At 66.6% G+C, this 14,195-nt stretch carries 11 protein-coding genes and 2 pseudogenes; 9 read left to right on the top strand and 4 right to left on the bottom strand.

All coding sequences use genetic code 11. The features are described 5' to 3' along the window. The first annotated feature begins 43 nt into the window (after window positions 1-43). Both RS901_RS29650 and RS901_RS29645 read left to right on the top strand, forming a co-directional pair. Window positions 44-1,105 carry a 3-keto-5-aminohexanoate cleavage protein gene (locus RS901_RS29650; RefSeq protein WP_316154072.1) on the top strand — a complete coding sequence of 354 codons (1,062 nt, stop codon included), beginning with the start codon at window positions 44-46 and terminating at the stop codon, window positions 1,103-1,105. Window positions 1,106-1,365: 260 nt separating this feature from the next. Next, complete coding sequence (locus tag RS901_RS29645; protein WP_316154071.1) at window positions 1,366-2,361, top strand: tripartite tricarboxylate transporter substrate binding protein; 996 nt, start codon at window positions 1,366-1,368, stop codon at window positions 2,359-2,361. A gap of 159 nt (window positions 2,362-2,520) precedes the next feature. Here RS901_RS29645 and RS901_RS29640 read toward each other — a convergent pair whose 3' ends face one another. Further along, on the bottom strand, window positions 2,521-3,432 hold the full coding sequence (locus RS901_RS29640) for a TauD/TfdA dioxygenase family protein (protein ID WP_316154070.1): 912 nt from the start codon (window positions 3,430-3,432) through the stop codon (window positions 2,521-2,523). Between the two features lie 127 nt (window positions 3,433-3,559). Between RS901_RS29640 and RS901_RS29635 the strand changes: the two are divergent. Further along, window positions 3,560-4,081, top strand: a pseudogene (locus tag RS901_RS29635) (AraC family transcriptional regulator); the annotation flags it as partial. 28 nt (window positions 4,082-4,109) lie between these two features. Here RS901_RS29635 and RS901_RS29630 read toward each other — a convergent pair. Then, a complete protein-coding gene (locus RS901_RS29630; RefSeq protein WP_316149395.1) occupies window positions 4,110-5,339 on the bottom strand; it encodes an ISAzo13 family transposase in 1,230 nt (409 codons plus the stop codon). Between the two features lie 47 nt (window positions 5,340-5,386). On the opposite strand from RS901_RS29630, the pseudogene RS901_RS29625 reads away from it, so the two are divergent. Next, a pseudogene (locus RS901_RS29625) lies at window positions 5,387-5,899 on the top strand (helix-turn-helix transcriptional regulator); the annotation flags it as partial. 179 nt (window positions 5,900-6,078) lie between these two features. Then, window positions 6,079-6,852 carry a GntR family transcriptional regulator gene (locus RS901_RS29620; protein WP_316154069.1) on the top strand — a complete coding sequence of 258 codons (774 nt, stop codon included), beginning with the start codon at window positions 6,079-6,081 and terminating at the stop codon, window positions 6,850-6,852. A gap of 37 nt (window positions 6,853-6,889) precedes the next feature. Here RS901_RS29620 and RS901_RS29615 read toward each other — a convergent pair whose 3' ends face one another. Both RS901_RS29615 and RS901_RS29610 read right to left on the bottom strand, forming a co-directional pair. Further along, window positions 6,890-7,222: a hypothetical protein gene (locus RS901_RS29615; RefSeq protein WP_316154068.1), complete on the bottom strand. Its 333-nt coding sequence runs from the start codon at window positions 7,220-7,222 to the stop codon at window positions 6,890-6,892. Between the two features lie 140 nt (window positions 7,223-7,362). After that, window positions 7,363-9,807 carry a TonB-dependent receptor gene (locus RS901_RS29610; protein WP_316154067.1) on the bottom strand — a complete coding sequence of 815 codons (2,445 nt, stop codon included), beginning with the start codon at window positions 9,805-9,807 and terminating at the stop codon, window positions 7,363-7,365. Window positions 9,808-10,193: 386 nt separating this feature from the next. Between RS901_RS29610 and RS901_RS29605 the strand changes: the two genes are divergently transcribed. The 4 genes from RS901_RS29605 to RS901_RS29590 are packed head-to-tail and all read left to right on the top strand — an operon-like array spanning window position 10,194 to window position 14,188. Further along, complete coding sequence (locus tag RS901_RS29605) at window positions 10,194-11,189, top strand: tripartite tricarboxylate transporter substrate binding protein (RefSeq protein WP_316154066.1); 996 nt, start codon at window positions 10,194-10,196, stop codon at window positions 11,187-11,189. Continuing rightward, window positions 11,189-11,965: an ABC transporter ATP-binding protein gene (locus RS901_RS29600; protein WP_316157319.1), complete on the top strand. Its 777-nt coding sequence runs from the start codon at window positions 11,189-11,191 to the stop codon at window positions 11,963-11,965. Before RS901_RS29605 ends, RS901_RS29600 begins: the two co-directional genes overlap by 1 nt. Further along, complete coding sequence (locus RS901_RS29595) at window positions 11,962-12,990, top strand: PQQ-dependent catabolism-associated beta-propeller protein (RefSeq protein ID WP_316154065.1); 1,029 nt, start codon at window positions 11,962-11,964, stop codon at window positions 12,988-12,990. Before RS901_RS29600 ends, RS901_RS29595 begins: the two co-directional genes overlap by 4 nt. Further along, on the top strand, window positions 12,983-14,188 hold the full coding sequence (locus RS901_RS29590) for an ABC transporter substrate-binding protein (protein WP_316154064.1): 1,206 nt from the start codon (window positions 12,983-12,985) through the stop codon (window positions 14,186-14,188). Before RS901_RS29595 ends, RS901_RS29590 begins: the two co-directional genes overlap by 8 nt. Window positions 14,189-14,195 lie beyond the last annotated feature (7 nt).

Genomic DNA, 14,195 nt, shown 5'->3' with positions numbered 1-14,195 from the left:
CGACATTCTCAAGATTCGCATCTCAACCTGGAGATCCATCAACATGAACTTCCTTGACGGCCACCTGTATCCCGAGAACCAGCAGCCTCTGATCATCACCGCCGCTCCCTATGCGCCGGGCTGGATCCCGTCAGACTTCCCGGAAGATATCCCTGTCACCATGGCGGATCAGATCCAGAAGGCGGTGGATTGCTATGAAGCCGGTGCGAGAGTGCTGCATCTGCACGTGCGCGAAGAGGACGGCAAGGGCAGCAAGCGCCTGTCCAAGTTCAATGAGCTGATCGCCGGCGTGCGCAAGGCCTGTCCGGAAATGGTCATCCAGGTGGGAGGCTCTATCAGCTTCGCGCCTGAAGAGGGGCAAGCCGCCAAATGGCTTAGCGATGACACGCGGCATATGCTGGCCGAACTCGATCCGAAGCCCGACCAGGTGACGGTGACCGTCAACACCTCGCAGATGAATGTGACGGAGCATGCCGGTGTGGATGATTTCAAGGGGGTGTCGCGAGGGTTCGCGCACCTCTACGATACCTACAAGGACATGGTCGTGCCCTCGAATCCCAGCTGGTTCGAGGAGCACGTTCGACGTCTGACAGCCGCCGGAATCCAGAGTGAGTTTCAGTGCTACAACATCAACAGCTTTGAAACGATTGAGCGGATGATTCGCCGCGGCGTCTACAAGGGCCCGCTGGTGATGAACTGGGTGGCTATCAGCGGCGGCATGGATCAGGCGAACATCTACAACCTGGCAAACATCCTGCGAGCTGTGCCGGACGGAGCCGTGGTAACGGTGGAGAGTTCGGTGCTGAATGTGCTTCCCATCAACATGATCGGCATGGCTTTGGGCCTGCATGTGCGGTGCGGCATCGAGGACGTACTCTGGAACCAGACCCGCACGGGCAAGATGAGCACCGTCGAGCAGATCAGGCAACTGGTGCGTATCGCCGGCGAATTTGGTCGCCCCATCGCGACGGCGCAGCAGACCCGGGAGATCTTGCAGCTTGGGGTCTTCTACGACACGGTGGAAGAGACGCTTCAGAAGAATGGCTTCGCACCCAATCGTAACGGTGGCCACCAGGGCTTCCTGCGCAAGGCCGAATGCATGTAAAAAGCCCTTGGGGGACCTGACGGCCGGGCACCCTGGACCCACCATGTGAGTGCCGAAGGCGGGACCCGCGGCGGTATGCGTCCCGTTCTTTCGCCTTGCTGCCGTGGACCCTCAAGACCTCAATTGCCGTGTGGCCGATACCGCGGGCAGGGTTTTCCCTCTGTTTGCGCGAATCGACAACAACTTGTCGTGATCGGTCAAGCCGGTTGACGCGGGGCGATCCGAGAATGGAGAAAAGACGGCAATCAAGAGGTACAGACATGAGGAAGCGGACCAATAACTTATGGTGGCGCGGATACGCCTTGGCGATCGGTGTTGGCGTCGTCGGTGGGATGCCCGTGGCTCAGGCCCAGGAGGATTGGCCAAGCAAGCCGATCCGCCTGGTGGTGGGGGGGCCTGCCGGCGGCAGCGCCGACGCGTTGGCGCGGCTGCTGGCGGAAGGCCTGCAGAAGGCATGGAGCAAGCCGGTTATCGTAGAAAACAAGCCCGGTGCTGCCGGCGCGCTGGCGATCAGCGATTTGCAGGCCACCGGCAAGGATGGTCATACCCTTCTGGTCATTCAGGGCGGCGTCGTGAGCGAAGCGCCGTTGGCCTACAAGGTCCATTACAAGCCCTTTGCCGACCTGAAGCCCCTGGCCCAGGTCAGCCGCACGGGGTTGGTGCTGGTTGCCAACAAGGATGTGCCTGTATCCAACCTGAAGCAGTTGGTGGACTACGGCAAATCGCAAAAGGATGGCCTGGTTTTCGCGTCTTACGCTGCGGGATTGAGGGGCCACACCTCGGGCATACTGCTCGGGCAACTCACCCATGTGCCAATGCGGCATGTTGGCTACAAGGGCTCTCCTCCGGCATTGAACGACCTGATGGGCGGCCACGTGCCGCTGATGTTCGATGGGGTGACTACCTCATTGCCGCTGATCAAGGCGGGAAAGATCAAGGCGATTGCGGTGGCCTATCCAAGCCGAATCGCCGCATTGGCGGATGTGCCTACGTTCAAGGAGCTCGGCTACCCGCAGCTGGCGCAGGCAGGCTGGTTCGCCGTGTGGTCGCGCCCGGATGTCGCTCCGGCAGTCCAGCAAAAAATCCGCGAGGCGACGCTGGCGTACTTCAAGCAACCCGCAGTGCAGAACCGCGTCAAGGATATGGGCATGGAGCAGGGGAATGCCGTCACCTCGGAAGAGATGATGGCGGACCTGAAGCAGGCATACCAGCAACAGGCCGCGCTGCTGAAGTCCATTAACTACCAGCCAGAGTAATACGGCAGTCACCTGGCCGCGCAACTGGCTGGGTGACTACCGTTGCGGCAGGCCCTGGTGAAGCCTGATCACGAGCGTTTGCGCATGAACGCTTCGGCCTGCGGCCACTCGCCATAGCCAGAAGCGGGAGTCAGATGCCAGACCGATCACGTCGATCTTTCAGTAAGTCGCGTCACCGATGATGGCGGTGCGCTCCATCTTCCGGTGGCACGGGGGGTAATCCATCACTGCGTAGTGCTGGGTTGAACGGTTGTCCCAGAACGCAACGCTGTTTTTCTTCCAGCGGAAACGCACCTGGTATTCGGGGATGGTGGCCTGGCTGACCAGGTAGTTCAGCAAATTGCTGGCACCCGGCGCCTTGTCCAGCCCGAAGCGCACGTTGTCCGGCACGTTGTAGTTGGTGAAGTGCGTCGTAAAGCTTCCGTTGACGAACAGGATCTTCTCTCCGGTTTCCGGATGGGTGCGCACAACCGGGTGCTCGGCATCGGGGTACTGAGCCTTCAGTGCAAGACGCTTTTCGATCGGCATGGCGGCGCCGAAGCTGGCCTCGATGCCGTGGCGCGCGCGCAATGAGGCGATCTTCGTCTTGATCTCCTCGGGCAACTGGTTATAGGCCTCGACCATGTTGACCCACATCGTGTCGCCGCCCACGGGCGGGCACTCGATACAGCGCAGCACGCAGCCCAGCGGTGGTTTTTCGCGCCAGGTGGCATCGGTATGCCAGGAATTCTCGTTGCGTTCGGGAGGGCTGTCCGGGGTCTTGTAAATCTGAACCAGTCCCGGGTAATCGGGATGGCTGCCCACCACCGGATGGTCCTCCAGCTCGCCGAAGCGGCGTGCAAAAGCCACGTGCTGCGCGCGCGTGATGTCCTGGTCGCGGAAGAACAGCACGCGATGCTTGAGGAGCAGGGCACGGATTTCTGCCATCAGCTGGTCGTCTTCGGCAGCCGCGCCGAGGTTGACGTTGCTGAGTTCCGCACCGATCGTGCAAGTGACTTGCTCCACCTGGATCGAATTGCCCAGAGAAGTTGCGCGGACCAATGCGGGTGCCGCCTTGAGGTGCTGAATCATGAACGCTGTCTCCTATTGCCGATTAGGCCGATCGATCCTTGCGAGTCTGGATGTGACGGGTTTCTCCCGCTTGACAGTACATGACTGGGATTTATCATTCCATGTCAATGTTCTACTCCGCCCTCCAATGTCGTCACTTGTCCGCGCTGCGGCCCTCACCAACTACAGCGAGGTCGCCCGAGCCGCCGGACTGGACCCGGTGCGGATGCTCCTTGACGCGGGGTTGAGTCCGGGCGTGCTGCAAGAGCCGGACCTCATGATTCCGGTGGAGCGTGTCGGACGACTGCTGCAGGCGTCAGCAACCCTGTCTGGCAACGAGAGTTTCGGCCTGTGCATGGCCGAGTCGCGGCTGTTGTCGAATCTTGGGGCCGTAGGATTGCTGATCCGCGACCAGGCGACGCTGCGCGACTCGCTTCGCATGCTGATGCGCTATCAGGCGTTGCTCAACGGTGCGCTGTCGCTGGCGGTAGAGGAGTGCGGCGAACTGGTCATTATTCGCGAGGCGGTCATCGCTGGCAGTGCACATCAGCCCACGCGCCAACGGGTTGAACTGGCGCTGGGCGTAATGGTGCGGCTGATACGCCAGCTTCTCAAGCCAGACTGGGAGCCGCGGCGTGTGTGCTTCGAGCACCCGGCGCCGCGCGACCTTAGGATCCTAGCAAAAATAACTTGAACAATTACGTCTTGCGACGAGATGTTCGAGGTTTGATGCGGTAGTTCCACTCGCCATGAAATTCGTCGCGCTCAATGGCCACGGCAGCGAGTTCGGCGTCGCTGACCTTGATACCTGCGTCGTACATGTTCTCGTCCAGTTCCGCACGCACTTTCAGCCCTTCAGCGGTACTCACGCTGCCGATGAGGTTCACTACCACCTGACGCGTCAACAGCGGTCGGCCGCGCCAGTTGTTCGTGATATGGCAGAACAGGCGATGCTCGATCTTGTTCCACTTGCTCGTACCCGGCGGAAAGTGGCACACCTGCACAGCGAAACCGAGTTCGTCGGCCAGTCGCTGCAACTGCACCCGCCACAGCCGCACACGATACCCGTTGCTGCCACCGCAGTCGGCGGTGACCAGCAGTCGCCTGGCTTTCGGATACAACGGACGGCCCATCTCCAGCCACCAGCGACGGATGCTTTGAACCGCGAACTCGGCGGTGTCGTGGTTGATGCCCACGCTGACCCAGCCCTCGTTGGCCGTCACATCATAGACGCCATACGGGGCAACCTTGCCCAGTTCATCGTCGATGAAATCGTGCACACGCGCCTGCTCGGGTTGGCCCTTGGGCTGCCATTCGCGGCCAGCGTTCTTGAAATCGCCGATCAGCTCCTTCTTTTTCGTGTCCACCGAGATGACCGGCTGACGCTGGCGCTGATACTGCGCCACCTTGTCGGCGATGTAGTGGAACTGCGCGTCGCGGTCGGGGTGCTGCGCGCCTTCGCGTGTCTTGCGCACCGATTGCAAGCTGTAGCCCGTCTGCGTCAGCAGATCGCAGATCGTGCGCTGACTCACGCGATGCCCCAGCCGGTTGAGCTCTTCGGCCAGACGGGTGGTGCTCTTGCACGTCCATCGTAGTGCTGACATCGGGTCACCCCGGCTGGTCGGCTCCACCAGTGCATCCAGGTGCTCCAACAACCTCGCATCGAGCTCAGTTAGCCTCTTGCGCCCGCCTCCCGGGGCACGAATGCGCTTGGCCGTCATGTCCCGCGTCGCTCCACCGGCCGCTTCGAGTTCGGCCAGTCCCGCATAGATCGTGGTGCGCGAGATGCCTATCGCTTTGGCCACCAGACTCACGCCCCCACGCCCCAGGCTGCGCGCTTCGGCGGCGGCCCATAGGCGCAACGTCGCCTCATCAAGGCGCGCCTGCAGGGCCCGAAACTTCGCTTCGACTGCCTCGCTGATATCCATGTGCGCATCGTATAGACGCGAGGACAACTGTTCAAGTTATTTTTGCTAGGGTCCTTAGTACGCACCAACGGTTTTTTGGCCCTTGCGTCGAGTTCGACTATGACTTCAACTGCATCATCTGCGCGAAGGCCGATCTCGATGCACGCAACCCGTCTGCCGATCCGGCCATGGCGCGCTACGCGCAGCAGCTGATAGACGCGTCTGTGATGTCGCAGCAGGCGACAATGCTTGAGGACGTGCGGCGCATTGTCCTGCTGCTGTTGCCCAGCGGACGTTGCAGCATCGAGCAAGTGGCGGACCACCTTGGCGTGGTGTGCCGCACGGTCCAGCGCCGGCTGGCGGAAGAGGGACAGAGCTTCTCGTCGATCGTCAACGACATCCGCACGGAACTCGCCGCGCGTCATGTCAACGAAAGCGATCGTCCGTTGACCGAGGTGGCGACGCTACTCGGTTTTTCCGCGCCGAGCGGATTCTCGCGCTGGTATCACGCGCAATTTGGCTGCAGCCCCAAGGAGAGCCGGGCCACACGCGGCACAGCACGCCGAAAGACGACTGCTTAGCCTGCACCGACCGAAATGCCACACTCGGCCATCCGCCCGATACGCCACGTAAGGTAAGATCTTGGACGCTGCGAGCGGTGCAGCGCCGATCGAGGGCAGCACCCGACCGGTTCCCCAATAATCGGAAGGATTTACCCCTCATGGGCAGACTCAAGACTACCAACACGCCAGAACTGCAGTTGCTGCTTGCGCCGCAAACACCGCAGAATCCGGTCACGCTGGCGGTCGAGCAGGCGCTTATGCATGGACGCGACTGGTCGGCATCAGTCGCTGACCAGATTGCGGTGCGGCTGGCGGGACTGATCACGATCGACGTGATCCACGCAGGCCAACGCCTGCTTGAGAAAGACATCAGCGAGGTTCTGGAGGTCAGCCGCGCTCCTGTGCGCGAGGCCTTGCGCATCCTGGAGCGGGAGCGGCTGATCGAGTTCCGCGCGCGGCGCGGCGCCATTGTCACCGAGCCCAATGCCCAGGATCTGCGGGATATCTACGTCGTGCGGGACGCACTGTTTGCGATTCTGCTCAGGCAACTGATGGAAGAGCGCGCGGACGCGCTTGATGCGCTATTCGGGCAATTCATGCCGCGGCTCGGCAAGGCTGTCGAGGAATCCGTGGATGCCTATATCAGCGTGACCTTCCTGGCGAACATGGCCATGGCAGACCTGTCGAGCAACCGGCTGGTCGGGGAGCTGCTGAACTCGATCTCCCTGCGGGTCCTGCGCTATGTGCGGCTGGGGCTCGCATCCCGTCCCGGGTCGCTGGAGAATTCCTTCAAGACCTGGCGTGCCCTGCAGCGCGCCGTGACCAGGCGGGACATCGATGCGGTCCTGGAGACCGCGCACAAGCGCATCGGAAACTCCCGCGAAGCCGCCATCCGCGCCCTGGCATCCGGGGTCCGGAAAGGCAAGGCCGGCCCTGCCGGCCACGGCGCTGTGCCAGCCAGCGCTTTCTGAGTCCGCGCGGGCAGGACTGCGCGCTGTGGCTCTCCAGTCAAGGGACCCGCGCCCGGCTGGCGAACGCATTCCATTCCCGGAAGACCGTATCCAGGCAGGACGCCGAATCGCAACGGTCCCGCTTCTTGCGGAACGCTGCAATGTCCGCCTCAGTGATTGCCCGCGCCTTGAGCAGGCGCTGCTGCTCGGCATAGATGCGCTGGTAGCCCATGGAAAACAGCGCGGATTCGCAGATCAGGCGCTGCGCCTGCGTGGCGCTGGCAGCGGTGGCTGACGGATCGCAGTCGATGTCGGTGGCATGCGCGGTGCTCAGGAACATGAGGCCTGCGGATGCCAGGGTGTGGAGGGCGATGCGGACAATGCGGGTCATGACGGGTTGTGGGGGGAGGGCTGACGCCAGACGCAAAGGCGCCGCGTCAGGCGAATAGTAGCGCGCCCCGGGAGCGGGCCGACTGGTTCTCATTGCGTGCCGGCCCGCTTCGCATTGCTCAGCGGAACCCGCCTGGCTTGCTACATCCGGAACACCACCCCCAGCCAGAAGCTCCGCGGCGCGCCCGGTGCCACGAACAGCGCGCTGGCGGCATCCCCCGGTGCCACATGCGGGCGCACCAGGCTGCCGCCGGGGAACACATCATTCGCGATCTGCCCATAGGTCTCGTAGCGCCGGCCAAAGACATTGGCCACGCGCGCATAGATCTCAAACTGCTTGTTCACCTTGTACGCTGCGCGCAGGTTGAGGGTGGCGTAGCCGGGCACATGCCAGTCGGCGGTTTTCGGCGGCGCGCCCGGTTGCGGGTCGCTGCGCAGGCCGTCTTCGTTGCCGCTGGAGACGGTGCTTGATACCGCCACCAGGTCGGCGCCAAGCGTCAGGCCGGCCAGTGCCTGCCAGTCGAGGCCCAGCTTGAGCGTATGGCGGGGCAGGCCAGCCATGCGCATGCCGGGCCGGATGTCGATGGTGCGTTCGCCGGCGGCAAGCTGGCCGGCGGCCTGGTAGGTGGCCTGGAGATAGCTGTAGGCAAGCCGCAGCGTGACATCGCCCACGCGCTGGCGGGCGGTGAGGTCCAGGCCCTGGTTGCGGGTGCGGTCGAAGTTGGCGAAATAGCCGAGTTGGGTGTTCGGGGCGCGCAGGAAGAGGATGTCGTCGTGATTGTCGACGCGGTAGAGCGACGCGGTGACTTCGGTGTCCTTGCCGCGGTGCCAGCGCACGCCTGCTTCGTAGGAGTGTGAGACCACCTGCTTCAGGTAGGGGTCGGCCTGCAGGCCGGCCGGCAGGCGGCAGGGCCGCGTCGGGTCGGCGCAGCCGAGTTCGAGGACGGTCGGCACGCGGTTGTTCTGGGCGTAGCCGCCGAACACGGTGACGCCGCCGCCCAGCTTCTGCGAGAGCCCCAGCGCCGGGTTGAGGCGGCGGTAGGTAAAGCTCTCGCGCGGCTGTTCGCTGCCGTCGCTGTTGCGCAGGGTGTTGCTTACCGCGACGTGGTTCCACCTGGCCGAGGCGGTCAGGAAGGTGCTGGGGGTCAGCGACCAGGTGTCGGACAGGTACAGGCCGAGCATGCGCGAGCTGCCGCCGACGCCGGAGAACAGGGCGTTGGGGGCGTCCGGGTCGGCCACGGCGCCGCGGTCGTCGGTGAAGGTGCCGGGCTGGGCGTACTGCGAGTAGGTCAGGCGGCTGCGGTCCAGGGTCAGGCCGGCGTTGAGCAGGTGGCGGTCGGTCTCCCTGGCCATGCTCAGCGCCATGCCGACGGTCTGCTGCCACATATGGGTGGTGTTGATCACGGCAGGATGCAGCGCGGCGCCTTCGGCCCGGGTCATGCCGCAGGCGTCGCCGCGCGGGCTGCCGTCGGGCGCAAAGCCGTCCTCGCAGTCTTCGGCATAGGCCTCGTAGGCGGGGTTGACATCGCCGTTGGTGGTGTCGCGGCGGCTGGTGCGCACGTAGGCCAGCGCGGCTGCGCTGGTCTTGTCGTCGAACCAGTGGCGGCCGTTGACGGCGACCTGGGTCAACTGGTTGCGGGTCTGGTCGGGGTAGGTGTAGACGGCGCGGCGGTTGGCCTGGTAGAGGTCTGGCAGGGTGCCGCTGCCGCTGGCGTGGAAGCTGGGCACCAGCCCATTTCCGGTCAGCGTGCTGCGGCCGTGCAGCACGGAGACGTCCCAGCTGTCAGTGTCGCCCGCATAGCCAGCCTTGGCGAAGACGTTGCCAAGCCGGCCGCCCGACTGGTCGCGCCAGCCATGCTCCTGGAACAGGGTGCCGGCCGCGAATGCGTGCCAGCCGCTGTCGCTGCGCACGCCGCCGGACAGGTCGGCGCGCTTGCGGGCGCCGCTGCCGTAGGACAGGTCGGCCGTGAAGCCGGGCGAGTCCAGCCCGGAACGGGTGGTCATGGCCAGCGCGCCGCCCAGGGTATTGAGGCCGTAGGCCGGGTTGGCGCTGGACACCAGCGACACGCTCGCCAGCGCGGCTTCCGGGATCATGTCCCAGCTGACCACGTCGCCGAAGGGCTCGTTGACGCGGATGCCGTCCAGGTAGACCGACAGGCCCTGCGGCACGCCCGGAATGGACGAGGCACGGAAGCCGCGGTAGGTGATGTCGGTCTGGAACGGGCTGCCCTGGATGTCGTTGACGTTGACGCCGGCCAGATTGCGGGACAAGTACTCGGCCAGGTTGCCGGCGCGCGACCGGTCCAGGTCGTCGCCGCGCACGGTCTGCACGGTGTAGGGCACCAGGTCGCTGTCCACGCCGATGCCTGGCAGCGGCGCGGCGGCCACCACCAGGACTTCCGGCAGCATCGCGCTGTCCTGGTTTGGGACAGGGGTGTCCTGCTGCGCAACAGCGGGCCGCTGGGCCATCATCAGGGCGACCGCCACGGCAATCGCGGTGGCGGCGCCGCGGCGGGCCCTGCCGCGGCAAGCCACGGTGTCGCGCGACGCCTGCCCTGGCGGTGTGGGGCGCGGGTTGGCTGGCATGTTCCGTCTCCTCCGGATAAGCGGTGCGATACCTGCATTGGGTAGCGCTTGCCCGGAGCTGAGCAGGTTTCATACCTTGGGCCTCGCAACGGGGGATCGGGATGCCGCTACGGCGCGTTCGCATGCGCCGCGGCGTGGTGGGACTGCGCCTGTCACAAAACAGGACAGCCGCGGGCACAAGCAGCGGGCCGGTGCTCCACCATGGGACAGTCGTGCGCGGCGCACCGCACAAGGCACGGCCTGGCGGCAGCGTCCGGCAGTGCGTGCGGCAGTGCGTCCGGCGCGGCCAGGCAACGCCTGGCATGGAGCGCGGCCCCATGCTGCGCTGCACATGGTATCGGCCTTGCTCTGTTCACCCGCATCAACACTTTGCCTGGTGCCCAGCCATGTTCCGCCGCCTCGGTCGCTGCCTTGCCTGCCTGCTGTTGCCGTGCCTCGGCCTGGTCCATGCGGGCGCCGCGCTGGCCGAGGGCGCGCAGGGGTATCCGTCGCGGCCGATCACGCTGGTGGTGCCATGGCCAGCGGGCGGCGCCACCGATATCTCCATGCGCATCCTGGCGGAGCTGGCCGGGCGTGAGCTGGGGCAGCCGGTCGTGGTGGAGAACCGGCCGGGCGCCGGCGGCACGCTGGTGGGCGGCTTGCTTGCCGCGGCGCGGCCGGACGGCTACACCATCGGCCAGCTGCCGCTGACGGTGTATCGCTTCCCGCATCAGCAGAAGACCGCCTGGCAGCCGCTGCGCGACATCCAGCCGGTGCTGATGATATCGGGCTATACCTTCGGCATCGTGGTGCCCGCAGACAGCCCGTTGCGCTCGCTGCGCGACCTGGTCGCCTGGGGCCGCGCGCATCCGGGCGAGCTGACCGTGGGCTCCACCGGCATCGGCACCACCGCCCATCTGGCGATGGAGGACGTGCTCGGGCGCAGCGGCGTGCGCTATATCCACGTGCCGTATCACGGCACCGCTGACCAGATGCTGGCGGTGGCCAACGGTTCGCTGATGGCGGGGGTCAATTCCACCGGCTTCGCGCTCTTCGTGGAGAGCGGCAAGCTGCGCCTGCTGGCCGTGTTCAGCGCGCAGCGCTCACCGCGCTGGCCTGAGGTGCCGACGGTAAGCGAGCTGGGCTTTGCCGATGCGGTCCATAACTCGCCCTACGGCATCGGCGTACCGCGCGGCACCGATCCGGCAATCGTCGGCCGCCTGCATGACGCGTTCCGCGCCGCGATGCAGCAGCCGCGCCACCTTGCGGAACTGGCCAGGTACGACCAGGAGCTGACTTACCTGAACACCGCGCAATACGATGCCTTCCTGCGCCATGCGTGGGAGACCGAGCGGACCTTTGCCGAGCGCGTGGGCACCGCGCGGCCCAGGGGGCAGCTGTGATAGCCATGCAAGCACCGCCGGCGCTGTGCTGCGACGCCGTGCGCAAGGCGTTCGGCAGCCGCGTGGCCCTGGACGGGGTCTCGCTCAGCGTGCGGCGCGGCGAGTTCGTGGCACTGCTCGGGCCCAACGGGGCGGGCAAGACCACGCTGTTCCAGATCCTCAGCGGCCTGTTCGTGGCCGATGCGGGTCAGGTCACGGTGATGGGCAGCGACATGCGGCGCGATCCGGTGCGCGCGCTGGCACGGCTGGGCATCGTGTTCCAGCAGCCCGCCATCGACCTGGACCTGCCGGTGCTGGCCAACCTGCGCTTTCACGCGGACCTGCACGGGCTGCCGCGCGGCGTGGCGGCGCAGCGCATCGCCCGGCTGCTCGATGACTTCGGGCTGGCGGCGCGTGCGCGCGCTCCGGTGCGCGAGCTTTCGGGCGGCAACCGGCGCAAGGTGGAACTGGCGCGCGCGCTGCTGCATGAACCGGCCATGCTGCTGCTGGACGAGCCGACGGTGGGGCTGGACCCGGCCGCACGCGCGCAGCTGGTGGCCGATGCCCGGCGGCTGACGGCGCGGGCGCAGGCCGGCGTGCTGTGGGCCACCCACCTGGTGCAGGAGGTGGAGCACGCCGACCGCGTGATCGTGCTGGACCACGGCACCGTGCGTTTCGACGGCACCCCGGCCGCACTGCGCGGCGCCGCGGCGTGCGACACCCTGGAGGGCGCCTTCCTGGCCATGACGCCGCCGGCCCCTGTCACTGACCCGGCTGCGAGGCGCGTACCCGCATGAACAAGATGCCATCCCCCGTCTGGTTTGCCGGCGCCTTGCTGCTGGTCACAACGCTGCTGGTTGCCGCCGGCCTGGCCGAAGGCGCGCAGGGTGGGGCCGCGCCTCCCGTCGGCCAGGCTACCAACCAGGTCTTTGTATCGAGCGAGAAGGACGACGCCCTCGCCGTCTTCGATGCCCGCAGCCGGCAGCTGGTCGCGGTATGGCGGCAGTGCAGGCGGCCGCGCCACCTGCAGCTGTCGCCCGACCGCACGCGCCTGTACGTGGCCTGCAGCGACGACAACCGGGTGGATGTGGTCGATGTGGCCAGCCGCAAGACCGTGGCATCGCTGCCGGTGGGGGACGATCCGGAGTTGTTCGATCTCAGCCAGGACGGCCGCACGCTCTATGTCTCGAATGAAGAGGACGGGCTGCTGTCGGCCTACGACACGGCGTCGGGCAAGCGCGTGTTCGCGGTCAGGGTGGGCGAGGAGCCGGAGGGCGTCAAGGTCAGCACCGACGGCAGGCATGTGTACGTGACCTCGGAGGTGGCCAACCTGGTCCATGTCATCGACGTGGCCTCGCGCAAGGTGATCCGCAATATCCAGGTCGGCAACCGGCCGCGGCGGCTGCTGCTGGTGCGCGACGGCAAGGAGCTGTGGGTGTCCAACGAGCTCTCGGCCAGCGTCAGCGTGATCCGTACCGATACCTTCGAGGTGGCCCAGACCATCGCCTTCGCGCCCCGGGGTTTTCGCGCCGAGGACGTGACCCCGGTGGGCATGGCGGCCAGCGGCGACGGCACGCGCGCCTACATCGGGCTGGGCCGCGCCAACCATGTCGCGGTGGTCGAGGTGGCGTCGCGCCGGGTGCAGGACTATGTGCTGGTCGGCCGCCGCGCATGGGGGCTGGCGCTGAGCCGCGACAACGCGCGGCTTTATGTCGCCAACGGCCTGTCCGACGATGTCAGCGTGGTGGACACCGCCAGCCGCAAGGCGGTGGCCACGCTCAAGGCGGGCCGGGTGCCGCATTCGGTGGCGATCGATGACTGAGCGCTCGCGTGCGTGGTGGCCGTGGTGGCGTGCCGGGTTGGGCGCCATGGCGCTGGCGTGGCTGCCTGCCGCGGCGCACGCTGCCGAGGTGCGCGTGGCGGTCGTGTCGCAGGCCGACGACGCGCGCTATGCGCCCCGGCGCCTGGCGCAGCGCTATCCCGGACAGCCGCAGGGCCGTGCGCTCGACGGCGCCCAGGTGGCGGCCGCGGAAGCGCGCGTGGCGCTCGAGGCCGCGGGCCAGTCGCTCAGGCTGGAGGCACAGGAAGCCCGCACCGGCGCCGAGGTGGCCCCGCTGGTCGCTGCGCTGGCGCGGCAGGGCACGCGCTATATCCTGCTGGACCTGCCGTCGGCGTCAGTCAGGGTGGCCGCGGGCGCCGTCAAGCCGGGCGAGGCCTTGCTGTTCAACGTGTCCGCCGATGACGACGAGTTGCGCGGCGCCGGCTGCGCGCCGGTGCTGCTGCACACGCTGCCCAGCCTGCGCATGCGCGCGGATGCGCTGATGCAGTACCTGGTACTGCGCAAATGGCGCCGCGCCCTGCTGCTGAGCGGCCCGTCCGCGGCCGATGCGGCGCAGCGCGACGCGCTGGTGACGTCGGCGCGGCGCTTTGGCATTGCCTGGTCGGCGCAGCGCGCCTTCAGGCTGTCCAACGACCCGCGTGAGCGCGACCAGGCCAACCTTGGCCTGCTGACCGGCGGCGTGGACTATGACGTGGTGGTGGTGGCCGATGCCGACGGCGAGTTCGCCCGCGGCGTGCCCTACGCCACGCTGCTGCCGCGCCCGGTGGTGGGCGCCAGCGGGCTGGGCGCGCAGGCGTGGCACTGGGCCTGGGAGCGCAATGGCGGGCCGCAGCTCAACCGGCGCTTCATGCGCGCGGCGGGCCGTCCGATGACCGGCTACGACTGGGCTGCCTGGGTGGCGGTCAAGGCCATCGCCGAGAGCGTGGCGCGCCTGCCCAGGGCCGGGTTTGCCGGACAGGCGCAGGCGCTTGCCGCCGGGCAGGTGGTGGTGGACGGCTTCAAGGGGCCGCCACTGTCGTTCCGCCGCTGGGACCGCCAGCTGCGCCAGCCGGTGTTGCTGGCCCACCCTGACGGCGTGGTCGGCATGGCCCCGGTGGAAGGCGTGCTGCATCCGAAGAACAACCTCGACACCCTGGGCGCCGATGAAGCCGACACGGCGTGCCGGGCCCCATCCGCTTAGCGCACCC

Origin of the sequence: Cupriavidus sp. BIC8F (assembly GCF_032465815.1) — a bacterium.
Classification (GTDB): domain Bacteria; phylum Pseudomonadota; class Gammaproteobacteria; order Burkholderiales; family Burkholderiaceae; genus Cupriavidus; species Cupriavidus necator.
The sequence above is the reverse complement of the archived record's forward strand: the minus strand, read 5'-3'. Positions and strand labels throughout refer to the sequence as shown.